At 49.2% G+C, this 25,226-nt stretch carries 23 protein-coding genes; 10 read left to right on the top strand and 13 right to left on the bottom strand.

Annotation, left to right across the window (positions count from 1 at the left end; translation table 11 throughout):
• Nucleotides 1–19: 19 nt before the first annotated feature.
• On the bottom strand, nucleotides 20–421 hold the full coding sequence (locus ACKU35_RS08175; protein WP_319764867.1) for a hypothetical protein: 402 nt from the start codon (nucleotides 419–421) through the stop codon (nucleotides 20–22).
• 305 nt (nucleotides 422–726) lie between these two features.
• On the opposite strand from ACKU35_RS08175, the gene ACKU35_RS08170 reads away from it, so the two are divergent.
• The 7 genes from ACKU35_RS08170 (at nucleotide 727) to ACKU35_RS08140 (ending at nucleotide 8,140) form a co-directional block, all read left to right on the top strand.
• A complete protein-coding gene (locus ACKU35_RS08170; protein WP_319764865.1) occupies nucleotides 727–2,343 on the top strand; it encodes an ABC transporter substrate-binding protein in 1,617 nt (538 codons plus the stop codon).
• 182 nt (nucleotides 2,344–2,525) lie between these two features.
• Nucleotides 2,526–3,500, top strand: coding sequence for an ABC transporter permease (locus tag ACKU35_RS08165; RefSeq protein ID WP_319764863.1), 975 nt, complete (start codon nucleotides 2,526–2,528; stop codon nucleotides 3,498–3,500).
• The gene (locus tag ACKU35_RS08160; protein WP_319764861.1) at nucleotides 3,501–4,427 is read left to right on the top strand and encodes an ABC transporter permease; all 927 of its coding nucleotides are present in this window, start codon (nucleotides 3,501–3,503) and stop codon (nucleotides 4,425–4,427) included. It begins immediately after the preceding gene.
• Between the two features lie 3 nt (nucleotides 4,428–4,430).
• Nucleotides 4,431–5,399, top strand: coding sequence for an ABC transporter ATP-binding protein (locus tag ACKU35_RS08155; protein WP_319764859.1), 969 nt, complete (start codon nucleotides 4,431–4,433; stop codon nucleotides 5,397–5,399).
• 9 nt (nucleotides 5,400–5,408) lie between these two features.
• Nucleotides 5,409–6,422, top strand: coding sequence for an oligopeptide/dipeptide ABC transporter ATP-binding protein (locus ACKU35_RS08150; protein ID WP_319764857.1), 1,014 nt, complete (start codon nucleotides 5,409–5,411; stop codon nucleotides 6,420–6,422).
• Nucleotides 6,423–6,755: 333 nt separating this feature from the next.
• Nucleotides 6,756–7,490 carry a tetratricopeptide repeat protein gene (locus ACKU35_RS08145; protein WP_319764855.1) on the top strand — a complete coding sequence of 245 codons (735 nt, stop codon included), beginning with the start codon at nucleotides 6,756–6,758 and terminating at the stop codon, nucleotides 7,488–7,490.
• A complete protein-coding gene (locus ACKU35_RS08140; protein WP_319764853.1) occupies nucleotides 7,487–8,140 on the top strand; it encodes a flagellar brake protein in 654 nt (217 codons plus the stop codon). Before ACKU35_RS08145 ends, ACKU35_RS08140 begins: the two co-directional genes overlap by 4 nt.
• Before the next feature lie 59 nt (nucleotides 8,141–8,199).
• On the opposite strand, the gene bioB is transcribed toward ACKU35_RS08140, so the two are convergent.
• The 10 genes from bioB to ACKU35_RS08090 all read right to left on the bottom strand — a co-directional run bounded on the left by bioB (nucleotide 8,200) and on the right by ACKU35_RS08090 (nucleotide 22,016).
• Nucleotides 8,200–9,183: a biotin synthase BioB gene (gene bioB, locus ACKU35_RS08135; protein ID WP_319764851.1), complete on the bottom strand. Its 984-nt coding sequence runs from the start codon at nucleotides 9,181–9,183 to the stop codon at nucleotides 8,200–8,202.
• Nucleotides 9,184–9,189: 6 nt separating this feature from the next.
• Entirely contained in the window at nucleotides 9,190–10,461 is a 1,272-nt protein-coding gene (bioA, locus tag ACKU35_RS08130; protein WP_319764849.1) for an adenosylmethionine--8-amino-7-oxononanoate transaminase, read from the bottom strand.
• A gap of 24 nt (nucleotides 10,462–10,485) precedes the next feature.
• Nucleotides 10,486–11,178: a dethiobiotin synthase gene (bioD, locus tag ACKU35_RS08125; RefSeq protein WP_319764847.1), complete on the bottom strand. Its 693-nt coding sequence runs from the start codon at nucleotides 11,176–11,178 to the stop codon at nucleotides 10,486–10,488.
• 1 nt (nucleotide 11,179) lies between these two features.
• Complete coding sequence (locus tag ACKU35_RS08120) at nucleotides 11,180–11,536, bottom strand: hypothetical protein (protein ID WP_319764845.1); 357 nt, start codon at nucleotides 11,534–11,536, stop codon at nucleotides 11,180–11,182.
• Entirely contained in the window at nucleotides 11,529–13,190 is a 1,662-nt protein-coding gene (locus ACKU35_RS08115; protein ID WP_319764843.1) for a hydantoinase/oxoprolinase family protein, read from the bottom strand. The genes ACKU35_RS08120 and ACKU35_RS08115 overlap by 8 nt, the downstream gene beginning before the upstream one ends.
• Nucleotides 13,191–13,341: 151 nt before the next feature.
• Nucleotides 13,342–14,154 carry an AmmeMemoRadiSam system protein B gene (amrB, locus tag ACKU35_RS08110; RefSeq protein WP_319764842.1) on the bottom strand — a complete coding sequence of 271 codons (813 nt, stop codon included), beginning with the start codon at nucleotides 14,152–14,154 and terminating at the stop codon, nucleotides 13,342–13,344.
• Nucleotides 14,155–14,172: 18 nt separating this feature from the next.
• On the bottom strand, nucleotides 14,173–17,586 hold the full coding sequence (locus tag ACKU35_RS08105) for a tetratricopeptide repeat protein (RefSeq protein ID WP_319764840.1): 3,414 nt from the start codon (nucleotides 17,584–17,586) through the stop codon (nucleotides 14,173–14,175).
• 149 nt (nucleotides 17,587–17,735) lie between these two features.
• A complete protein-coding gene (locus ACKU35_RS08100) occupies nucleotides 17,736–18,752 on the bottom strand; it encodes a sigma-54 dependent transcriptional regulator (protein ID WP_319764838.1) in 1,017 nt (338 codons plus the stop codon).
• Between the two features lie 200 nt (nucleotides 18,753–18,952).
• Nucleotides 18,953–20,365 (bottom strand): sugar porter family MFS transporter, encoded by a 1,413-nt coding sequence (locus ACKU35_RS08095; protein WP_319764836.1) that lies wholly within the window; start codon nucleotides 20,363–20,365, stop codon nucleotides 18,953–18,955.
• 244 nt (nucleotides 20,366–20,609) lie between these two features.
• A complete protein-coding gene (locus ACKU35_RS08090; RefSeq protein ID WP_319764834.1) occupies nucleotides 20,610–22,016 on the bottom strand; it encodes an FAD-dependent protein in 1,407 nt (468 codons plus the stop codon).
• Nucleotides 22,017–22,260: 244 nt separating this feature from the next.
• Between ACKU35_RS08090 and ACKU35_RS08085 the strand changes: the two genes are divergently transcribed.
• From ACKU35_RS08085 to ACKU35_RS08075, 3 genes are all read left to right on the top strand, one after another.
• Nucleotides 22,261–22,692, top strand: a complete 432-nt coding sequence (locus tag ACKU35_RS08085; RefSeq protein ID WP_319764831.1) for an Rrf2 family transcriptional regulator — start codon at nucleotides 22,261–22,263, stop codon at nucleotides 22,690–22,692.
• Nucleotides 22,693–22,846: 154 nt separating this feature from the next.
• Nucleotides 22,847–23,302, top strand: coding sequence for a DUF1499 domain-containing protein (locus ACKU35_RS08080; protein ID WP_319764829.1), 456 nt, complete (start codon nucleotides 22,847–22,849; stop codon nucleotides 23,300–23,302).
• Nucleotides 23,303–23,422: 120 nt separating this feature from the next.
• Nucleotides 23,423–23,857, top strand: a complete 435-nt coding sequence (locus ACKU35_RS08075) for a rhodanese-like domain-containing protein (protein WP_319764828.1) — start codon at nucleotides 23,423–23,425, stop codon at nucleotides 23,855–23,857.
• A gap of 163 nt (nucleotides 23,858–24,020) precedes the next feature.
• Here the strand turns inward: ACKU35_RS08075 and folE2 are convergent, their stop codons facing one another.
• A complete protein-coding gene (folE2, locus tag ACKU35_RS08070) occupies nucleotides 24,021–24,791 on the bottom strand; it encodes a GTP cyclohydrolase FolE2 (protein WP_319764826.1) in 771 nt (256 codons plus the stop codon).
• Entirely contained in the window at nucleotides 24,792–25,211 is a 420-nt protein-coding gene (nikR, locus tag ACKU35_RS08065) for a nickel-responsive transcriptional regulator NikR (RefSeq protein WP_163349724.1), read from the bottom strand. It lies immediately after the preceding gene.
• Nucleotides 25,212–25,226: the final 15 nt, after the last annotated feature.

Here is a 25,226-nt window from a genome sequence, read left to right as displayed (position 1 = left end):
TATTAACAGTACTGATTTTCTACCATTCAAAGAACGGAGGGCCGTCCTTGGTTATATCCAGATTGATCACTTTATAAGCGTCGCGGGTTCCTTCACCAGGCCTTTTAATATTAATGATTACCGGAGCCGCCCCCAGACCGACGGTAGTAAATTCAAACCGCCAGCGTCCGAAATCACCCGTCAGACCGGAATCAGCTTTAATAATTTTAAACTTGTCCAGGTTGACCAGTGCCGGATCAAAGGAAACACCGTCAAACCGGTATCCGCCGGAGCCGGGATTACGCATTTCAAAAGCGAGCCTCTCGCCGGGCATAAGCCCGAGGCTGATTTCATGCTTACCATCAAGATCATATTCGGAAATGGAATCGGAAAACGGATTTATTGATGCGCATCCGGCAAGAATAAAAACCAGCAAAATCATGATTAACAGCGATTTATTAGAATTATATTTTTTTATTTTCATAAATTCAGTATTTTTTATATGCCGAACATGCCGACAAGGTTAATAAATTATTTTTTTACAAAACATTTCAACTGGTTAAATATTTGAGAAAAATCTGATTCAAGTGTAATAATATTAAGCGCATACGGCAAGGGGAAGCCGTATAGTGTAACTGTTTTATCAGTTATAATAATTATTTCGATATACGCTGATTTCAGGATGTTCCTGAGAATGGCGTCTGATGCTTTTTATCACAGTATTTACCATTTTTAAGGAGTGTGAGGATGAAACGTTCATTACTGTTTCTTGCGCTTATTGCTATCCTTAGCCTCGGTCTTGCCGGGTGCAGCGCGGAAAAAAAAGAAGAAAAGGCCCCTGCCAAAAAGGAAACCACTGAAGCAGCTCCTGCTGCCGCAGCCGGTAAAACCCTGAAACTGGCCATGGATGCCGACCCTGTCTCTCTTGACCCTCATGTACAGCTTTCCGGCGGAATGCTCCAGTACTCTCACATGGTTTTCGACCCTCTCGTTCGCTGGGCAAAAGACGGCTCCTTCGAGCCTCGCCTTGCTGAATCTTGGGAACGCGTTGACGATAAAACCATGCGCTTTCACCTTCGTAAAGGCGTTAAGTTTCATTCCGGCAACCCCTTCACCGCCGAAGACGTTGTCTGGACCATCAACCGCCTCAAAAAAAGCGCAGATTTTAAAGGTCTTTTCGAGCCTTTCGGAGAAGCAAAAGTTGTTGATGACTACACTGTTGATGTTATCACCCACAAGCCGTACGGCCTGCTTCTGAATATGGCTACCTACATCTTCCCCATGGATAAAAAATTCTACTCCGGCATGGATGAATCCGGTCAGCCTAAAGACGCCATCGTCAAGACCGGCCCCTCCTTTGCCAACGTTCACGAATCCGGAACCGGTAAATACATCGTAGCTGAACGCGAGCAGGGTGTACGTGATGTTTTCAAAGTTTTCCCTGAATACTGGGATAAAACCGGTAACGTAGACACAATCATACTGACTCCGATCAAGAACGATGCCACCCGCGTGGCTGCCCTGCTTTCCGGCGATGTTGACTTCATCATGCCCGTTCCTCCGCAGGATCTCAAACGTATTGATTCAACAGAAGGACTGCAGCTTGTAACCATGTCCGGTTCGCGCATCATCACCTTCCAGCTGAATCAGAAACGCCAGAAGGCTTTCCAGAATCCTAAAGTACGTGAAGCCATTGTTTACGCTACCGACAACACAGGTATCGTTAAAAAAGTAATGAAGGGCTTCGCTACCGTAGCCGCTCAGCAGGGTCCCAAAGGTTTTGCCGGTTATAATGCAGAACTCAAGCCCCGCTATGACCTCGAAAAAGCCAAGCAGCTCATGAAGGAAGCCGGCTATGAAAACGGTTTCGAGTGCACCATGATCGCACCCAATAACCGTTACGTTAACGATGAAAAAATCGCTGAAGCATTTGTTTCCATGCTCGGAAAAATCGGCATCAAAGTAAACCTGAAAACCATGCCTAAAGCACAGTACTGGGATCAGTTCGACGCACAGGTTGCCGACATCCAGATGATCGGTTGGCATTCTGACACCGAAGATTCCTCCAACTACACAGAATTCCTGCTCATGTGCCCCAACAAGGAAACCGGCTACGGACAGTACAACAGCGGCAACTACTGCAATCCGGAAGTTGATTCCCTCATTCTGCAGGCTCAGACTGAGACCGACCTCATCAAACGCAGCGCCATGCTTCAGAAAGTGGAAAAGATCCTCTATGATGAAGCCGCATTTGTTCCCCTGCACTGGCAGAACCTGTCCTGGGCATCCAAGGACGGCATGAATACTAAAGAAATCGTAAACGTGCAGAACTTCCCCTACTTCGGTGATCTCGTCATCAAGTAATGGGAATTACTGATCAAGATTAATTACGCAAAGGGAACTCTGTAAGGAGTTCCCTTTGCCGTGTTAGATGCCTTCGGCGACCTCGCCGACGATTTTCCCCCTTTGATCGCCGGATGCGAAATCACTCGCCAAAGCGCTCAGCGCCACAAATTGTTTTTTGTCCGTCTGGAGTTAATTAAAAAATGTTTGCTTTTATAGTCCGCAGGATCGCACAGGCGATTATTGTAATGCTGATTATCAGCTTCATCGGGTTTGCCATCAAGCAAAGCTTCGGTGACCCGATCCGGGAGATTACAGGTGTATCCGTCTCTGCCGCCGAAAGGGAACGACTGAGGGATGATTTGGGCCTCAACGATCCGTTCATGGTTCAGTTCGGCCGCTTTATGAAAGGAGCTGTCAAAGGTGATATCGGCCGCTCTTTCTTTTACAAGAAATCAGCTCTCAAAGTTATCCTGAATAAGGCCCCGGCAACACTGGAACTGGTTCTCTGTTCCGCGCTGATCATTGTTATTTTTTCCGTTCCGCTGGGAATATATTCGGCAATCCGGCCAAAGACCATGTTCTCACGCTTTATCATGGGCGGATCTATCGTCGGAGTTTCCATACCGGTATTTCTGACCGCCATTCTCATGATTTATATATTTTCGGTGGAGCTGCACTGGCTGCCTTCATATGGCCGAGGTGAGACAGTTAACCTCGGAGGATGGCGCACCGGATTTTTAACAGCAGACGGCTGGCTGCATTTGATCATGCCGGCTATTGCCCTTTCTTCCATCATGCTCCCTCTTTTCATTCGGCTCATCCGGTCCGAAATGATGGAAGTTCTCGAAAACGACTACATAAAATATGCATGGGCCAAGGGTTTGAAGCCCAGTCGGGTCTGGATTGTCCACGCCTTCAAAAACACCCTGCTGCCGGTTATTACCGTTGGCGGTGTACAGCTTGGTACTATGATCGCCTTTACCATCCTCACTGAGACTGTGTTCCAGTGGCAGGGCATGGGTTTTATGTTCATCGAAGCTGTAGAACGCGGAGATGCTCCACTCATGGTCGCTTACCTCATGGTAGTCGGGCTGATATTTGTTGTTGTTAACACCGTGGTTGACGTCATTTACGGACTGGTCAACCCGCAGGTCAGAATCGCGGGGCAAAAATAAATGAAAACCAGATCACGCTGGCAGAGATTCAAGGAATCATATTTTCTGCACGACTTTCTACACGACAAGGTTGCCCTCACAAGCTTCGCTATTCTGGTCGTGCTTCTGTTCATGGGCTTTGCGGCGCCACTTGTCGCACCTTATAATCCCTATGACGCCAATAATATCAACATCATGAATTCGGAAATTCCGCCTTCATGGCTTCCCGGTGGTGACACCCACTTTCTGCTCGGGACCGATGCACAGGGACGCGACCTATATTCCACCATGCTTTACGGCATGCGCGTTTCCATAATCATCGGTATCGGCGCTGTGGCTTTACAGGCTTTCCTCGGCATCATGGTCGGGCTGATAGCCGGATTCATGGGCAAGAGGGTGGAATCCTTCCTCATGCGTGTTGCCGATGTGCAGCTTTCATTTTCAACCTACATGGTTGCTATTTTTATCTCAGCCATCTTTCAGGCGATGTTCGGAGTCGCGAAATATGAAGAAATCGCGATTCCACTGCTGATTCTGGTCATCGGCTTTGCGGAATGGCCGCAGTACGCCCGTACTGTGCGCGCTTCCGTGCTGGCAGAAAAGAAAAAGGAATACGTGGAAGCGGCCAAAGTCATCGGCCTTTCACAGAAAAGAATTATGTGGCGGCATGTTCTGCCGAACACCCTTTCGCCCGTATTTGTTATCTCAACAATTCAGGTTGCCAACGCCATTATGAGTGAGGCCGCCCTTTCCTTTGTAGGACTGGGAATGCCTGTGACCCAGCCTTCGCTGGGGTCGCTGATCAACGTTGGTTTTGAGTACATTTTCAGTGGATCATGGTGGATAACCATGTTCCCCGGTATCGTGCTTGTTGTGCTCATTCTGGTCATTAACCTGCTCGGGGACTGGCTGCGCGACTTCCTTAACCCGAAACTGTATAAGGGGTAATAAGTGCAATCGCTTCTGGATGTTAAAAATTTGAGTGTCGAATTCGCATTGCGCCAAGGACCTCTTAAAGCAGTGCGGGACGTAAGCTTTACCCTAAGCAAGGGTGAACGGCTCGGTCTGGTAGGTGAATCCGGGGCCGGTAAGTCAGTTACCGGTTTCTCAATCATCAACCTGATTTCCAAGCCGGGATATATCTCCAACGGTTCAATCATGTTTGAAGGGCAGAATCTTGCCAAGCTGCCTTTTGAAAAAATGCGCGGCATTCGCGGTAACCGCATTTCCATGATCTTTCAGGACCCCATGATGACCCTTAACCCGGTACTGACCGTGGGAACCCAGATGGTGGAAACCGTAATGGCCCACAAAAGCGTATCCCGCAAGGAAGCGGAAGAAATAGCGCTGGAAAAACTGCGCAAAGTCTACATCCCTTCCCCGCGTAAACGTCTGGCCCAGTACCCGCATGAATTCTCCGGCGGCATGCGTCAGCGCATCGTTATCGCCATCTCGCTTTTAACCGAACCGGCCCTGATCATTGCCGATGAACCGACCACGGCCCTTGATGTGACCATTCAGGCTGAAATCATGGACCTGCTGCTGGAACTTTGTGAAACCGACAACATGGGATTGATCCTGATCACCCACGATCTGGCGGTTGTATCAGAAGTTACCCAGCGTATAGCGGTTATGTATGCAGGGGGAGTTGTTGAAACCGGCTCCACTCGTCAGGTTACCGAAACTCCGGGTCATCCCTACACTCAGGGACTTATCGCCGCACTGCCGCAATCCGGGGCAACTAAGGACCGGCTGATCCAGATTCCCGGAGCCATGCCTTCGCTGCTGAATATGCCCTCAGGGTGTCCCTTCAATCCCAGATGCTCGCACTGTACGGACATCTGTAAACAGGAACGGCCTGAACTTATAAAAAATAAATCCGGTATCATGGTGGCCTGCCACCATGCCGATAAAGTATAGAGATTCGTCATGCCAACCGATTCCCTCGTAAAAATAAAAAATCTGGTCAAGCACTTCGATATTTCAGGCGGACTGCTCGATCAGCTGCATATGGAAAACGGACGCATCACACGCAAGCACACCATCGTCAAAGCGGTCAATAATGTCAGCTTTGAGATCAAAAAAGGTGAAACCTTAAGCGTGGTTGGCGAATCCGGTTGCGGTAAATCGACCCTCGCGAGAACCGTGATGGGTCTTTATCCTCCCAACTCAGGAGAGGTACATTACAACGGCGAGCGTATCGACCAGTTGCCGCATGCGCAGATGCTGCCCTACCGCACAAAAATGCAGATGGTTTTTCAGGACCCGTATGCCTCGCTGAACCCTCGTATGACCGTACGCCAGATCATTGAGGAACCTATCTATTTTCATAACAAAGGTATCTCACGAGGTGACGCCAAAACCAAGCTTCACGAAGTTATGCGTAGTGTGGGAATGGACCCGGAATGGGCAAATAACTACCCGCATGAATTCTCTGGCGGACAGCGTCAACGTATCAGCATAGCCCGTGCGCTGGCTGTTGAGCCGGAATTCATCGTAGCCGATGAACCGATCGCCGCGCTGGATGTTTCCATTCAGGCCCAGATCCTGAACCTGCTTATGGATGCCCAGAAAGAACGGAACCTTACTTACCTGTTCATCAGCCACGACCTTTCCGTTGTTGAGCACATCTCCACCCGAGTGGCGGTTATGTATCTGGGCAGCCTGTGTGAGCTGGGTACAGCAGAGGAAATATTTGCCAGACCGCAGCACCCCTACACAAGAGCGCTGCTCTCAGCCATTCCAAAACTTGGCGGCGAAAAGAAAAAGCACATCCACCTTTCCGGCGATGTGCCTACTCCAATCAACCTGCCTCCGGGATGCGTATTTAACGGCCGTTGCAAATTCGCCAATGACCGCTGCCTGCAAGAGATTCCCCTTGCCCGTACCCTCGAAAACGGAACTCTCTGCGCCTGCCATGCCGTAGAGGAAGGAAGATTGTAACTCACGAAATAGAATTATTTTAATTTATAAAAATTGCGAAGCCCGTTTAGAATTAAACGGGCTTTTCATTTTGTGGGACATTACAAAAGAGTCCGGTAGACTATGGATAATAAGCATTATATCGGTGTATATCACCGAAAAATGAAATAACTATCAAGAAAAGGCACAATAGCTCAAAACTATGCCCTAACTTCAATTAAAAAGGCATGAATTCTAATCGACTTTTTTTACGAGCCAGCTTATAAAGTTTTGTGTTTTTATTTCACAATTGTGACAATATATTATAGAAGTAAATTCCTTTATTTTGGAGAATTACTTTTCGGAGAAAGGTTGATGGGAGATATTTCGCAAGTGCTTGGTGTTTTTTCTAAAGGCATCACAGATCATACCGGTGCAGGAACAACCATGCAACGTTCCGAAAGCAGGACATACTATTATGTAATCCGTTCAGGTGTTGATAAATACCATGTACAGCCTTTAAATGAGCAAAATATTCCTTCCGGGTTGGTGATGACTCTTACTAAAAAGGAATTCATCACCCAATTCACCCCGGAAATGAAATACTATGATAAAAAAACTCTCCCGGCACTGAAAACCCTGAAAGAAAAAATAGACAGGGGCGAAAAAGAATTTATCGAAGGCAATCTTGATGAAGCTGAACAATCCTTTGCCAAGGCCCTTTTTCTGGACCCGGAACACCCCAAAGCAAATCTGGGCATGGGATCTGTCCAATGCAGCAAAAAGAACTTTGCCAAGCTTTCAGACATTATAAACAGGCTCCTCAATAATGATACTATTTATATGGAAAGCCAGCGGCAGGAATTTAATATGTTTGCCATATCGTTACGCAAACAATCTCTTTTTGATGAAGCCATCTCCTTTTACAGACGGGCTATTGAAATAAATCCAGCAGATGAAAATCTACATTTTAATACAGCCAGAGCATACTTCGACTCGGGTGAAAATGATAAGGCTCTGGACCATCTGGAAAAAGCCCTTGAAATATCTCCCACGCTTGAAGTAGCCTCTATATTCAAGAAATATATCATCAAGAGAAAAGACAAATGATTTCACAGAAGGAGAAACTCAGGTCCGCCTGTACTCCGGGCCTGAAAATCACTGTTGAACTGGGTGGACTCAGCGATAAAGCCCCAACTATTGTGGTCGGTGGCGACTTCAGTAAATCCCTGATCGTTAAAGAACCCATGGTCCACAATCAAGACCGATCACTTTGGGCCGAATACATGTATCCGGGAAATGAGGCCACTATCCGATATATTTATGATGGAATAGTCTCCGGCTATAAAACTGAAGTAATCAGGATGATAAGCTCTCCGGACAGACTCCTTTTTTTAAAATATCCCAAACGGATAGAATCCTACAATCTGCGCCGGCACAAACGGGTTTCCTGCTTCATGGAGGCTGAGATTGAACTGAACGGCAATAAAAATGTAGCTGTGCTGGAAGACCTGAGTACTAGCGGTTGCTGTATCAGCTTCATCAAAAATAAAAAACTTTCAGGACCGGAAATAGGGGATGAAATGCAAGTTTTCTGTCCCTACTTTACTGAAAACGGTTCCACATCCATTCCCTGTAAAGTCCAACGCTGCACCGAGGATTCGCGCAAAACAGTGCTGGGTTTGACCTTTGAAAAACCTTCCCCGGAAATTCTTATACGAATACAGGATTATGTAGCCACAATCCTTTATCATTCCTAAAAAACAAGGCCCGGTCAGTACAACTGACCGGGCCTTGTTTTATCTGTGTAAGAAACTGTTTATTTTTTGTTTCGGACTGTCAGTCCCAAATCTTCCAGCATGGTCAGATCATGATCGATGCCCTGACCGGAAACTGTCAGGAAATCACCGACCATCAGCCCGTTACACCCGGCATGAAAAATAAATGACTGCAATGAACGCAGGGCTGCTCTACCTGCTGCCATGCGAACTTCAGCGTGAGGGTTAACCAGCCGGAACATGGCGATAGTCAGCAGAATTTCCAGAGGCTGCAAAGGAGCCATCTCTTCCAGTGGAGTTCCCGGAATGGGAATCAGGAAATTAAGCGGAATCGAGTCCACTTCCAGTTCCGCAAGGGTCAGCGCCAGCTCCACACGCTGCTTATGGCTTTCGCCAAGCCCCAGCAATCCGCCGCAGCAGACTTCCAGACCGGCTTTCTTGGCATCACGCACTGTGCGGACACGCTCTGCATAGCTGTGAGTGGTACAGACATTCGCAAAATAGCTTTCAGCGGTTTCGAGATTGTGGTGATAACGGACTACGCCGGATTCGCGCAATTTTTTGAGAGAATCAAAATCAAGACAACCCAAGGAAGCGCAATGGTTGAAATTCTTTTCGCGCATTCCATCCACGGCCTCGCAGACATGATCAAGGGATTTCCCTTTCAGGGCCCTGCCGCTGGTGACGTAGCTGAAAAATTCAAGAGGAGAACCGTCGGCCTTTGCAGCACAATCCCTGATTTCCTCCACCGACATGAGTGGATAAGCCGGGGCTGGTGTACCGGTAAAATGGCTGGACTGAGCGCAAAAGCTGCAATCCTCCGAGCAGTTGCCGCTGCGTACGTTGGCAATTGAACAAAGACTTACTTCCCTTCCGAATCTGCGCGTAGTCACAGTGTGGGCAGCATGGAGAATCTCCAACAGCTCTCCGTGAGATGCACCGAGCACCGATACGGCAGCATGTTCATCAATTGCCCCTCCGCCGTGGGCAGCGCGCCACAAAGCCTCTTTTTCGTGTCTATCCAACTTTCATTACCTCTGCAGGCTGACCACTTCGCAGATAGCGGAAGTAAGGGCCTCAAGTTCAAGATTTGAAATTACATACGGCGGCATCACGTAAACAAGCTTACCGAAAGGTCTGACCCAGACACCGCGCTTTACAAATTCTCGTTGAATGGATTCCATATCAACAGGTTTCTTAAGCTCTACCACACCGATGGCACCAAGACAGCGCACATCCTCGACCACTCCGGATCTGGAACAGGGAGCCAGCCCGGAACACAATAGCTCGGTAATTTCTGCTATCCGTTCTTTCCAATTACTTTTCAGCAGCAGATCGATGGAAGCATTCGCCACGGCGCACGCCAGAGGATTGCCCATAAAAGTCGGCCCATGCATGAATACACCGCCTTTCGCAGAAATTCCCTGAGCCACTTTGCCGGTGGCAAGTGTCGCGGCCAGAGTCATTGTGCCGCCGGTAATGGCCTTGCCTACGCACATTATATCCGGGCTGATCCCGGCCATTTCACTGGCGAACATGGTTCCGGCGCGTCCGAATCCTGTGGCGATTTCATCGCAGATCAGCAGCACGTTATGCTCATCGCAAGCCGCGCGGACCCGCTTTAAATATTCAGGAGAATAAAAACGCATCCCCCCGGCACCCTGCACAATGGGTTCCAGAATCACCGCGGCAAGCTCATGGGCATTAGCCTCAATTTTCGCTTTGAAATCCGCAAAATCATCATCCGTGCAACCCGCTTCAAAGCCACATTGCGGCGCCTCGGCAAAGATATGTTCCGGCAGCACCGAGATAAACATGGAATGCATGCCGTTTACCGGATCACAGACCGACATACAGCCGATGGTATCTCCGTGATAGCCGTTGCGGATGGTCATCAATCTGTTTTTTTCAGGCTGTCCCATGGCGTACCAGAACTGGATAGCCATTTTGATCGCAACTTCCACTGACACTGAACCGGAATCCGCCAGAAAAACATGCTGCAAAGGTTCAGGAGAAATTTCAACCAGCTTACGGGCCAGTTCTACCGCCGGATCATGAGTCAGGCCGCCGAACATCACATGTGGCATGGTTTCAGCCTGTGCGATCAACGCCTCACGCAGCACCGGGTGGTTATAGCCATGAATGGCGCACCACCACGAAGCCATACCGTCAATAAGCTCAGTACCATCCTCAAGGATGATTTTAACGCCCTCGGTTCGCTTTACCGGAAAAACAGGCAGCGGGTTTGTAGCGGATGTATACGGGTGCCAGATATGCTCCCGGTCAAATTTTATGATGGACATATTTTCCTCCGAAGGCATCCCTAATCAGGAATCAAGGGCTTGGTCTATAAGCTTCCAGCATTCTGGATCTTTGTAATCCCAATCTTCAATATACGGAATGGAAGCGATGACTTTTACTTCGGAAATCTTTTCGATGAAACGGACATTCTCTTCGGCCATGCCGAATTCTTCAGGCGCAGGCATGTGCGGAGACGTCATGACCAGCCCGGAAATTTCCAGCCCGGACTGCTGCAGGGCTGCGATGGACAGCAGTGCTTCATTAATGCAGCCCAGCTTATTTTCGATAACGAGGATCACCGGATAACCGAGCTCTTTCATAAGATTGAGCATGGAGGCATCCTCGCTAAGGGGAACCATTATTCCCCCGGCTCCTTCCACCAGCAGGAAACCGTCTTCCTCCCTTTCGCGCACCTTCGCGGCGATCACGGCAGGATCAAGCTCCACTCCGGCCATTTTTGCAGCCAGATGCGGAGAGGTCGGCGGCTCGAAAATATACGGGCATTGCCTGTCAATATCCCAGACCGCCCCGGCAGCCAGATATACATCCCCGTCAGGAGAATCCAGTGTTCCATCATCCCGGACAACAGCCCCGGATTGAACAGGCTTGATCGGGAGTATGCTTCGCCCGGATTTCATGAAGAAACGGGCAAGTCCCGCGGTAACCACAGTCTTGCCCACATCCGTACCTGTACCGGTAATGAAAAAACCGGCAGACAATTTACTCGCTCCTGCCGGATTTGATTACTTCCAGCGGGTCAATATCACTTGTTTCTGCAAAGAAAAGTTCCGTATCGTACGGACCGAAGTGGCCCTCGTCTCCCACGAGGGTAAAAAATTCTATCCGCGAATAACGACGACAGCGTTCTTCGCTTACCCTGTAAGTTAAGTAGTAGTTAAATTTATCTGTAGAGTGGGTAGACTGGCCCAGATCAATCACCCGGTCCGCAAACTCGCACCATGCATGGGCAACCCACTTATCGTCTTTAAAAATCCAGCCGTGCACAACCTCTGTTTCGGTATTTTCACTGGCCGGTTCAAGGCAGTATTCATATGCGGATGGTTGATTCCTACTCATTGCCGTCGTCTCCCTTTGTTTTATCAAGAGCCATTTTGATTGCTCCCAGCGCGTTACCAACCTCGTGGTGATCCGGGAAAACAGCTTCGGTATGCAGTTTTTCGGCTACTTCCGGCAGCAATTTCTGAGCTGCTGCGCCTATTCCCACGATGGGCAGATTCAGTGAAGCGTCAAAGCTCACCAGAGAACTTGCCGCGCGACCGGCGATGAATCCGGCCATGTTACCGCCTATTTCCTTACGTACGATGTGTTCAAGCATGGCGTTCTCGATCTTGGTTCTGGTTTCGGAAAGAACCATTGCCGCAAAACCTGACGCATCGAGATTAAATTCTTTACCGAGCAACGCCGCGGCGGCTTCGGATACGGACCGGTCACCTATTTCAAGCTGCCCCTCTACATGCAGGGCGTCTGTAGGAGTAAAGCCTACTTCTTCCAGCAATTGGGAGCGCACGAGCTTCTGCACCTTACCGGCGAGGCCTATTTCACCAAGCCCGGTTCCGGCCATCAGCTGACCGAAGGTGGAAGGTCCGTTTTCAAAAATATATTTCAAGACATCATCGTCAGAGCTGCTTTCGGCTGACGGTCCGGTTTTGAGCAGGTGGGATTCGTGACCTTTGCCGATCCATTTTTCCGGGGCGGGAATATTTCCAGCCATGCACAGGGGGACGACCCGGCCCGGACCGACTTCAAAATTACCGGATCTGTTGATACGCGCAAAGCTGTCTCCGCCAACACCCACGGTGAACATTTCCACCGCTTCCACATGGGTTTCCCAGTCGCCGATAAAAGAACCGCTCTCCTGAATGGTCGGCTGGGAGTTGCGAATGAGGGTTACATCGGTAGTGGTACCCCCAACGTCAACGATAAGAGCATCTGCTGCCGGGGAATAAATAGATCCGTAATAGGCAGTTGAAGCAGGTCCGCTGGCGAAAGTTTCAGCCGCGCGCAGTACTGCATCATCCATGCTCATGGGGGTTGCGTTACCGCGAACAACTACAACGGAAGAACCGAGTCCGCGCGCATCAAGGGCCTTGCCTACTCCGGCCAGAAAATCCTTCATTACCGGCATCAGCCGCGCATTAAGCACCGCAGTGGCCGCACGCTCTGCCTGTCCGGCACGGGTACTTATGGTGTGGGAACAGAATACGGGTTTCGGATCACTCAGAGAAATAGCTTTTTCAGCGATAAGTTCGTGAGCAGGATTCTTGATGCTCATGGCGGAGCAGACCGCATAGGCATCCACGTGTCCGGCCATGTCCTGAATGCCATCCACGAGGGATTCAATATCCAGCGGATCTTCTTCCAGACCGGTAATCTTATGCCCGCCCGTCACGTAACGCAAAGTCACCACGGGAAGCTTAAGGGCTTTGGTGGTGCCGATCATGAATAACCCGACCCGTGCGCCCTTGTTTTCCACAACGGCGTTGGTGGCAAGGGTGGTGGAAACTGAAACGAGATTAACTTCATCGGGGCTGACCCCGCTTTGCTTCATGGCCTTATCCAGCGATGAAGCCAGACCGAGACTCAAATCATGATGGGTGGTGGGAGATTTGGCTGTGGCCACAACACTCGCGTCTTCGCATTTTACAACTACAGTGTCAGTGTAGGTTCCGCCTGTATCAATACCTATTGCATAACCGCTCTCAAAGCTCATAAAAAATATATCCTTCGCCCGCAGGAGGCATTTTTGTTCACTGGCAGGCCGCCAAACAGCAGACCCGACAGTACAAATAATGCCGCTTTTACCGATTGGCAAGGGCTGGATTATATTTCATAGGCGGAACGGCCCGGAAAAAAAGGGCGTTCTAAGAAATGATCACCCCGGCATAGGCCACGACTCTCTCATAATCGCCGGTTGCCTTTCCTGAATTTGTATAGTCAACAAGCTTTCCTGAATTTGCCCCTAGAATCTTTGCCGCAAACATAGCCATAGTCATAGGCAGAACTCCGCACATGCTGATCTGGTTGGAGGCAACTATGGAATAAAAGTCGGACGGATCCATACGGATAATCGCTTCAAGGGCCATGGAATCGAGCTTTTTGGCTTGATCAGCAGAGATAAAATGGCTCATATCCGAGCTCACAACCATGGATACAGGCTCGGGATACTCAGAAATAATCTTCGCGAGGACTTCCCCTGCCTGATGAAGATTCGCAGGCGATGATTCGGAAACACAGATAGGAACAATTTTGGTGCCCGGGTCAAGATAATGAAGAAAAGGCACGACCACCTCAAGTGAATGTTCCCGTGAATGGGCCTTTTCGTTTGAAGTAAAACCGGCCCCGCTTGCAATAAGCTCGGCTGCCAGTTTTTCATCTACATCAAGACTGCCACCGGGGAATTCCCAACTTCCGGTATCCCAAACGGAAAGCGGCGAGCCCAGCCCGGTATGATTGGGCCCCATCAGGAGGACGGTGGAAGCCAGCTTACTCTGCGCGAGGGTTTTTCCGCAAGGCTCACCGGAAAAGACATATCCAGCGTGGGGAACCATCACCAAACGGTCAACCGGCCGGTCTGCATCTGCTTCCGGTTTGCCCATAAATATCTTAAGTTCTTCGCGGAGCTGAGCCGGACTGTCCGGATAAAAACGCCCGGCGACTACTGGCTGTCTGTTCATAATTACCTGCCTTAAAAATTATTGAAATGCCGGATCCGGTTGAAACTTAGACGCTTCCTTCTCAATTTTATGGGTTTCCAGCGCGGATGTTGCCAGACGTCCGTAAAGATCGCCCGGTTTTTTCTTGGCGACTTCTTCCATCAGCTTCTTCCATTCGGACGTGGCTCCGGCCTTTTCATAAAGCTGGGCCAGCCTAAACCGGGAGGATGCCCATTCCGGATCGCTCAGGGGAATATATTTATCATACTCCGCGGCCCACTTGAGAGCTTCACGATAGCGACCGGAACTTTCCGCTGCAAAAATCGTCATCAGGATACAATCCTTGATCTTTTCCCTGTCGCCACCGGTCTCAAGAAGCATGGATAAAGCTTCCTGAGCGTAAATAAAGACCCTTTTCAGGTCCTTCTTCTTCATGGACGACTTGGCCATATAATACATGGCATAAGCACGCGAAGACTCAGGCAGGAGCAGATTAGATGCCAATCCCGCCCAGAGAGGAGTACTGCGCTCGGTATCGCCGAGATTCTCATAGGCCATAGCCTGTGCGTATTCTATATGAACTTTCTGCTTGGGATCAAGTTTCCATCCATTCTTGGCTCGATCGACCAGATCTGTGACCTGACTCCAGGCCTGCTCGTCCACATAAATTCCAAGGGCCATATCGAGAGCCATGGCCGAATACTTGGGAATTTCATCGCCCTGTATATAACGGTCAATCAATTCCAGAGCTTTCTGTGGCTGTCCCTTTTTCCAGAAGCTGAGTGCCACCCCGAGACGGGTTTCGTCATTTACGTCGTTACCGTCATTATTTTTCTTGGCGTATTTATTCCAGTAACTGACGACCCTGCCATAGTTCTCATCCTTAACCAGTTCCGGCACGGCTTTATCAAAAACCCTTGTTCCCAGTTCGCCGGCCCGGTCACGCAATGCGCTACGCGGATACTTATCCAGAAAATCCTGAACCGCGCCGAGGCAATCCCCGTACTTCTTGTTCCAGTAATACCACATTCCAAGTTTGAGCTGAGCCAGCGGAGCCAACTTACTGTCGGGGAATTTTTCAATAATATGTTTATATATTTTCTGGGGACGCAGATTATAAGGACGGTCAAAGACCTTATCCATCTGGTTCATGTTGGGATCATCATAAATTCCTTCCTCGGCAAGACGCATCATGGCAACAAGGCCGCCTTCCTTATTGGGAAAGTCCTTGGCTGCTTTTTCGTAGATTTCTTTGGCAGCGGGTTTGTCACCGGTCTTGAGATAAATATCTCCAATTCGAGCAAGCACAATATCGGCTTCCGGTGCTTCCGGGGAAAGATTGTAATAGGCCCAGTAATTATCCCGCGCGTCATCAAGCTTGCCCATTCTGTTCTGGGTATTGGCCGACATGAGCAGAAATCCCAGATCCTCTATGTAGAAGCGGGGCCAGCGTTTATCAATATAATCAATAATCTGATAGGCCTGCTCATCGTAACCGAGGGCATCCAGAGCTCTGGCAAGGCCGAGCGCGGCATCACGAACCACCTTACTGTCCGGATACATCTGCACCAGATGCTGGAACTGGTCCGCGGCCTTCTCGTATTCCTTCATGCCGAGGTAATATTCACCCCAGTAGTAGCTGATGTAAGGGATATTAGGATCGTTGGGATATTGAGATTTCAACAGATTAAAGTAAGCCTTGGCCTCCGGCATGTTGCCAACCTTAAGGTTTAACAATCCCAGATTAAGCAGGGCCATGGGCACATTCGGAGACTTGGTGTCAGCATTCATCGCCTCCATCCATGCGCTGGAAACTTCACCGAAATTGTCGGCCAATGCTTCTCGATGCAGTTCAGTAAGAGATTCGGCCTTGCCATACAAGGCTCTTAAACGAAGATCCTGCGGCAGACCTTTCATCACTGCCACCTCGGTAAAACCGGAAATGGCGGCTTCTATCTCACCCTCGTCCAAAGATCCTTCAGCTGCGAGCAGAACGCCCTTGGCAATTTTTATGCGCTCTTCGGGGCTCATTTCCTTTTTGCCTTCGGCCCCTTCTTCTCCTGCGGCTGCATCAGCATTGCCAATCTCTTCCATGTCTTCAACAGGATAAGCGTCGGTCTCAGACTGAGCCTGCTCACCGACTACAGCCTCATCCCGGACATCAGCACCTGAATCAGTACCTGAATCAGCACTAAATTCATCATCACCGCCTGCGGGTTCAGTTCCCTTCTCTTCAAGAGAGGGGTAAGCCGTGGCTTCAAAAGAATTTTCATCCTGCGGCGGAGGAGCTACCTGACCGGATGCACCGGAATCAGGCGGAGTAACCTGACCGACGGCACTGCCGGAAGCCTGACTCTCTGTAGCGGGCGGGGGAGCAATTCTGCCTGAGACACTGCCTGATGCGCTGCCGCCTGATTGCTGCGGCGGAGAAACTGTGCCGGACGCGGCTTCACCTTCGGGAAATTCTTTATCATATGCAATTTCGTCTGTACCGGAAGATTTCGCGCCTGTTTCATCGAAAACTTCTTCAGTACCTTCGTCGACGGGAGGAGGTGCGACCACACCTACTGCGGTACTCCCTGTAGCCGGCTTTTCAATGACTCCGCCGGCCTGACCACCGACCTGTCCACCGGAACTTCCTTCTACTGTTCCTCCGGCAGTTCCCCCTACTGTTCCACCGACTCTTCCTCCTGCCTTATTTCCAGCGGAACTTTCACCGACAGGAACACGGAGGGCGCTCCCACCGGCCCGAGCGGGCGGCACGGAAGTATCAACAGGGCGGGCCTGTCCCGGCCCCACATCGGCTACCGGGGCACGGTAAGTATAAGGAACTGAATAAAAAGGACGTTTTGTAGGTTGAGGTGGAACCTGCTGCACCGGATTTTCAATTTCCTGTGCCTGATCAAGATCCTCCTTCAACTGTGAAGACTCTTCATCTTGCGGCAGATCGACCTCGTCAATCACCGGAGGCTGCGCTGCTTCCTGCTTCGCTTTTTCAGCGGCGGCCTTGCGGGCGGCTTCTACCTTGGCTTTTTGCTCGGCCTGTTTTTTAGAGGCAGCTCTTTTACGAGCAGCAGCTTTTCTTTGGGCCGTTTTTTTGCGTGCGGCTTCACGCTTTGCTTTTTCTTTCGGGGACCGCCATTTGGACCCGATGGGATCACGGAAAAATTGAATCTGCAGCTGTCCGTTACCCGCCGGCATACGGATAAAACCGAATCCGCTGGTGCGGGTTCCGATGGTGATGGAACTGGGGCCCATTTTTAAAGAACGGACAATACGTAGCGAGGATAAGGGGGCCGGGGTTGGAGCTTTTTCACCCTTAAGTGAATTTTTGGGGAAGGAAACAGTAACCTGCTGTCGCCCGGTTCGGGTAACCTGACCGGAAAGGTTCTTCTGGTCAAAGACAAGACGAATGGAATCCATGTCTGCCTTGGTGTCAATAAAATACTCCAAAGCATAACCTGGATGGGGGCAGGCAAACCATAACAAGGTTGCCAGAATAAGGGTCCGGAAGACTCCGGTAAATCGGCTGAGCGTCACAATCAACTATTTATGCAATATTCCTGCCTACCCCTCGCAAAATCCACACTTTTTTAAAAAAATTATACTTCAAGATTCCTCTTCTTAATTTTCTCAATTAACGTAGTCCGCTTAACTCCGAGGAGCTCTGCGGCTTTATTTTTCACACCTGCGGCTTTCTCAAGGGCCTCGATCATGAGACGATCCTCAATTTTTTCAAGAAAATCCTTAAGCCCCGAAGCACCCTGCTCTTCCATATCAGTCAGGGTAGGCCAGTTAAAACCGACCGGCTGCATAAGCTCGGCAACCTTTTTCTTCGGCTCCTTGCCCACGTCTTTCCAGATTTTTTCCGGCAGGTCATCAGGAACAATCTCATTCTCATCGCAGAGAATACACATTCGTTCCATGAAGTTTTCAAGCTCGCGGACATTGCCGGGCCATGTGTAAGAAACAAGCATATCCGCAGCGTCGGGATGAACCTTAAGCTGCTCCATATCCTTATCTTCGCAAAAACGTCCGAGAAAATGCTTCGCCAGCAGTAGAACATCCCCGCCTCGTTCGCGTAAGGGAGGAAGATGCATGGGAATCACATTCAGGCGGTAAAAAAGGTCCTCCCGAAATCTTCCGGCAGCAACCTCGGTCTCAAGGTCACGGTTAGTAGCGGCCACAATGCGTACATCCACTTTCTTAATGGAGGTTCCACCTACCCGCTCAATCTCCTTTTCCTGCAAAACCCTCAGAATCTTGACCTGAAGGCTCAAATCCATTTCGCCTATTTCGTCAAGAAAAATGGTTCCGCCGTCAGCCAGTTCAAACCGCCCGGGCCGGGAGCGCACCGCATGGGTGAAGGCTCCTTTCTCATGCCCGAAAAGTTCCGATTCCAGTAATTCCTTGGGAATTGCCCCGCAGTTTACCGGAACAAAAGGTTTTTCTTTGCGTTTGCTATTGTGGTGCAGAGCACGCACAACCAATTCCTTACCAGTGCCGGACTCCCCGGTGACCAGCACGGTACTGTCAGTCGGCGCCACCTTTGCGAGGATCGCAAAGACCTCCTTAAGCGCAGGACTGTTTCCAATGATTCCACTTAAATTTAGAGCCATTCGGCCTCCAGAATTATTCTAGTCGGGGAACTGTATTCTTTTCTGTTCCGACTTGTACGGACTACTCCACCTTAAAAAATGGGTAACCCTACATATTCACTGTCAATGAAATGACACAAAGTCAATATACAAGTGATTTTTTCTTGCAAAAATCGATTAAAAAACAACCTGCTATCCAGAATTTGGACTCAGCCATAAAATTATTCCATATCCTCCAGCTCGCGCCCCCTTGTCTCCCGGACCAGAACCATGACGAAGAAAAAGGATATCGCTGCGAAGAAAGCGTAAATTGAATAGGTGAATCCCAGCCCGGACCATTGCACGAGGGAAGGAAATGAAGCGGAAACAATAAAGTTAGCTACCCACTGCGCACCGGCTCCCAGCGCAAGGGCAGAAGCACGAATACGGTTATTGAACATTTCCCCCAGCAGTACCCAGACTATCGGCCCCCATGAAAAACCGAAACAAAACACATATATATTAGCTGAATAAAGTGCGGCAGTTGCGGCTGTTCCACTCAAAGAAGGATGCCCGGCGGCATTGATCGGGGCCTGACCGAACAGATAGGCCAGAATTATGAGGGTAATCACCATCCCTGCTGACCCGGCCAACAGCAACGGCTTACGACCGACCCTATCGATCAGGGCGATTGCCACCAACGTGGTCACGATGTTCACAACCCCTGTAATCACCGTAATCCATAATGAATTTTCTTCGGAAAACCCGACACTGCGCCACAACATTGAGCCATAATAAAAAATAACATTAATTCCTACAAACTGCTGCAGAATCGAAAGCCCCAACCCGATCCAGACAATCGGCTTTAATCCATACCTACCTCTGATCGCTGAAAATGAAGCCTTGCCCTCTGTCTGAAGCGTAAGTTTAATCTCTTCAATCTTTCCCCGCACGTTTTCGCCGAGAACCCGTCCTAGGACATGCTCGGCCTCTGACTCGCACTCTGTCCCGATCAGGTAACGCGGCGACTCAGGAATCATCATCGCAGCAAAGCCATACAGCAATGCAGGCGGAACCTCAGCCCAGAACATCCAACGCCATGTTTCAAAACCGAACCAGAGCACATTATCCGCCGTTCCCCCGGCAAGATCGACCAGCAGGTAATTACTGAGCATGGCTACGAAAATCCCTACCACAATGGCCAGCTGCTGCAATGATCCGAAACTTCCGCGCAGATTAGCAGGGGAAATCTCGGCGATGTAGGCCGGGGTTATCGCGCTGGCGAGCCCGATCCCCACTCCACCTAAGAAACGCCAGAAGATAAAATCCCAGACAGTGACCGGAAGCCCGGAACCAACGCCGCTGATAGTGAATAAAAAAGCCGCAAGCAGCATCGGCCTAATGCGTCCGTAACGGTCCGAGACAGGACCGGAAAGCAAAGCCCCGAAGGCAGAACCGATCAGCGCAAGAGAAACGGACATTCCCACCAGCACCGGCCCTACCTTGAAATAATCTCCAAGCGCGATGACCGCGCCATTAATTACAGCGGTATCAAAACCGAAAAGGAATCCACCGAGGGCTGCGGCTGCGGAAATAAGAAGAACAAATATAATTGAGGCAGAATGCCTGGGATTGGAAGTGGGACTTACGGACATGCTCACCTTCTTAAAATTAAAGACACTACAATCGGAAGAACAGCAGCAACAATGCAGGCTGTTACCATATTTCCAGTCGTAATGTCATCACAACTTAAGGAAAACATATCGTCCAAAAAAAGGGAGCCGCCGACAACAGCCGGGAGCTCCCTTCATGATACACATATTCATCTTGCGGCGGAGCTGCTTGGGCCTAAAACCCTATTACAACCGCCATGACGAACATTATATGAATAAACGCAATTTATTTCTTAGCCCGCTTGGCAATTTCTTTAGCAGGAAGAATTCCGGTAGCAGACGCGGAAACAATATTACCGGCTACTCCGGGACCGTCACCGGCCACAAAAAGTCCTTCCAGCGCTGTTTCGAGCTGATTGCTGGTTTCCACCTGAGTAGAGAAAAACTTGATTTCCGGTGCGTAGAGCAGGGTTTCCTCATTGGCAACACCGGGCACTACGTCATTTAATTTTTCCAGACCTTCGACTAAGTTACGCACAATACGTTCAGGCAATGCCATGGCGATATCGCCGCAGGTTACGTTCTTCATGGTCGGCTCTACAAAGCTGTTGCGAACACGATTCCATGTGGAGCGGCGTCCACGTTTGAGATCACCGAAACGCTGAAGAATGGGCTTACCGCCACCGATTATGGTAGCCAGCTTGCCTATGGATTCACCGTAAGCCTGATTATCGGTAACCGGTTCTTCAAGCACAACCTTGGAAAGGAATGCGAAGTTGGTGTTCTCTGATTTCTTATCCATGTATGCGTGGCCGTTCACACAGACGAAATCCTGATAATTTTCAAGAGCCACGAATCCACCCTGATTGGTGCAGAAGGTACGCACCTGATCGTCATAGGTGTTGGTGCGGATAAAAAAGGTGGGATCATAAATCACGGAGCAGAGATCACGCATGATGTCTCCGTGAACTTCTACACGCACGCCGACTTCGATACCACGCTGGGTAATGGCGAGATCGTGCTTCTTGGCAAGATTTCCCATCCATTCAGAACCGACACGGCCCGGAGCGAGGATAACGTTTTTGGCTCTGTATTCGCATTTTTTAGTGACTACGCCGGCCAGTTCGCCATTCTCGATAAGAATGTCTTCCACATGTTCGCCGGTATGGAAGGTGACTCCCTTCTCCATGCAATAGTCTGCCATGGCGGCGATGTGACCGGGCAGATTATCACTGCCGAGATGCTTCTGCTTAATCAGCAACAGGTCGATGCCGTGTTTCAGGGCATCCTTACGGATGTTTTTGGCTTCCTCCATATTGGTAGGATAAACCTGACCGTCCATATTGAAACGGTTGAAAATTTCTTCGGTTTCATTGATGAGGGCCTTGGCCTCGGAAACCGGCATAAACTGGGTAAGGTCTGTCTTACCTAATTTATGGATATAGTTGAGCTTGCCGTCGGAGAAAAGCCCCGCTCCGCCCACACCGGAGAGGATGTTGCAGGGTTTGCATTTAATGCATTCCTGATCCCCGGTAATGGGACAATGTCTTTTGAGGGACGCTTTTCCCTTTTCAATGACCAGAACATCAAGATCGGTATTCTCGCCAAGATAGTAGGCTGCGAAAAGTCCCGCAGGACCGCCTCCGACAATAATTACATCAAACTCTTTCTTCCCGTTTTCTTTCGGGCTCATAATAATCTCCAGATTGGTCTTTTTTGTCTGCTTTGTACATTCCGCGCAGACATGCCAATATACGCTTTTAACTACAAACTATCAAAAGCACAAGAATTTATTAATTTTCATAATTCATAAAAAAAGTACATTTTAACAGTGTGTTACAGACATCGAAGCAGATATTCCGAAACATCGGATTCATTGCCCTTGACCCGATGCAATTACTTTTCTAAACAATCAGCTAAACCAAAAAGGAAATTTCATGAGACTGACAACACGAAGCAGATATGGAACCAGAATGATGCTGGATATAGCCATGCATTGCACAAATGGACCGGTTCGAATCAGTGACATTGCCAGCCGTCAGGGACTTTCAACCAAATACCTTGAAAAACTTATCCGCGAACTGAAAAAAGCCGGTTTTATTTCCAGCAAACGCGGCCCCGGTGGAGGTCATACTCTGGCCATGCCTCCGGAAGACATAAGCATAGGTGATGTTGTTCGAAGCCTTGAAGGGGAAGCAGGACTCGTGGAATGCCTCGACAACGATGAGCTATGCCTGCGAATTGAGAACTGCCCCACCCGCGAAGTATGGATAAAAGCCAGCAAGGCCATGTATGCAGCACTTGACGAAATTTCCATAGCCGACCTGCTCAAGGAAGGCTCCTTCTGCATACGTACAAACCCCCTTTAATTTTTTCATAGGTCCATTTTATCTGCTACGCACCCGCCAACCAGCTCTTTTCTTTATTTTGAACATTTTTTTCCACAAAGTGTTCATAATCCATGTTTCAAAATGCACCGATTTTCCTTGCTCTCGGAGTTAATAATGCATTAGTGTCCAAACCATGATTTACAAACTAATCTTCCTGTTGATTATCGTAAGTATTGCCGGGTTATTCACCACAGCCCACTTTTCTTCTCCCCCCAAAAATCTGGGAATAAACGGAGGCAACCTCTCCTCCTGCCCGGATAGTCCAAACTGCGTATCTTCACAGGCATCAGACGAAAAGCATATGGTCCAGCCATTCAAAGCCGACGGGCCGACTGTGCAGATTATGGCTAATCTGAAAGCCTGCATCAAAAAAATGGGAGGGAATCTTATCACCGTAAACGGGCCATACCTGCATGCAGAATTCAGGAGTAAATGGTTCCGTTTTGTTGATGATCTGGAATGTGTTTACGACGAAGCGGAGGGTAGAATAGATATCCGTTCCGCAGCACGGCTGGGATATTCAGATTTCGGGGTCAACCGTAAGCGGGTGGAAAAATTGCGCCGTCTTTTTGCTGAATACAAGATTTGACCTCCTAAAACAGTATAGAAAAACTTCATGCCTTTTCAGCCGATCCATCACTTTTAAATATTCGACGAACCCTCCTGCCTGCGCTTAAGGATTGAGACAAAACACAATCAGGAGAAAAAAATGAACTTCAGTAAAAAAATTATCAGGCTCATCGGGATAACTGCACTTTTCATGTGCCTTGCGGGTAACGCTTTCGCAATGAAAGAAACATATAACTATATGAGCCCTGCGTCTTTACACAACGCAGTTGCAACCAATGCCGATGTTGCGATTGTTGATATTCAGGTGGCAGACGAATTCAAGGCTCACCATATTAAGGGAGCTATTGAGACCAACGCCTACCCGGTAAAAAGCACAGCTGAAACCGACAAACTGAATGCGGCATTTTCCAAACTCAAAGACACAGCACAGCCCATCGTAGTTATCTGCCCACGCGGAAAAGGTGGAGCTGAAAGAGCTGTACAGTATCTGGCTAAAAAAGGAATCGCTCCTTACCGCCTGTTCATACTCACCAACGGTCAGGGCGGCTGGCCTTTTGAAGTGGAATCAGAATAGACCTGATCTGAAAATAAAAAGCTCCCGCCGAAAAACGACGGGAGCTTTTTTAATGTGCAAAGATTCGCCGCAATTGCTCTATCCATGCGGTAAGCAACTGCGGCTGACGGCGAGTCCAGATGGGGAATTTTCCCCCCTGTCCCCTTACCTATAAAGTAAGTACTTATTCCGGTTTGGCAATACTTGCGAAGGCACAATGATTGTGAATTGATTCAAAACTTTCCACATCCACTTTGTACCATAAAATTTTTGGATGATTTTCCAGACCAATAGCGGCATTTCGGACCACGTCTTCAACAAATGTGGGATTGGAAAAACTTTTTTCAGTCACGTATTTTTCGTCCTCGCGCTTAAGCAAAGAGAAGACTTCGCATGATCCGGACTTTTCTGCAATTTCCACCAGATCCTCAATCCAGACAAAACCCTTTGATTTAGTCTTAATATGCACCACCGCCCGCTGGCTGTGAGCACCTTCGTCACTGATAGCCTTGGAGCAGGGACAGACCGTCATAACCGGGACTTTGACCCCGAGGGTGAATTCCAGATTATCACCGACCATCTCGCCTTCCACCGTGCATTCATAACTCATGATCCCTTTACGCCCGCTGGCGGGGGATATTTTTTGCAGGCAGTATGGAAAGCTGAGTTCGGCATGCGCGCGCTGTGCTTCAAGACGGCGCAGTATGTCGCTTAACAGATTGTAGAAGCTCTGATAATCCAGCTCCTCAGACCAATCTTCAAGCGCTTCCACAAAGCGACTCATATGCGTGCCCTTGAAATGAGCGGGCAGATCAACCGACAAGGCAACTTTAGCCATGGTGCTCTGGCTGCCTGACTCCCGGTCACGGACAACCAGAGGTAGTGTTAAATCCCGCACACCTACCCGGTCGATGGACATGGCAACTTGAGCGGGACTGTTCTGTACGTCTTCCATCTAGACCAACTCTTCTCCGGTAGTAGTCAGGCCAAGCTTGCCGTGCTTTACACCCTTGGTGGAGATCAGGCGATGGGCCAGCTCTTTGATCTGCTTGCCATCCCCTTTGAGAACCATAACTTCAAGGCAATTATCATGATCAAGATGAACATGCAGGGTAGACATGATCAGGTCATGACTATCATGCTGCAGTTCGGTAAGGCGCTGTGAAAGACCGCTATGATGATGATCGTAGACAAGTGAAAGAGTTCCGGCCATTTGTCCTTCAGTCTCGTCCCATTCTTTCTCGACCAGCATATTGCGGATCAGGTCACGGATAGCCTCAGAACGGGTCTGGTAACTTTTCTCATCACAAAGCTGATCAAATTTTTCAAGCAGATCGGAATCAAGAGAAACCCCGAAACGTATAGTCTTACCCATTTCAAACCTCCGTAA

It is taken from the genome of Maridesulfovibrio sp., assembly GCF_963676065.1.
In the GTDB taxonomy this organism is placed as follows: Bacteria; Desulfobacterota; Desulfovibrionia; order Desulfovibrionales; family Desulfovibrionaceae; genus Maridesulfovibrio.
The sequence above is the reverse complement of the archived record's forward strand: the minus strand, read 5'-3'. Positions and strand labels throughout refer to the sequence as shown.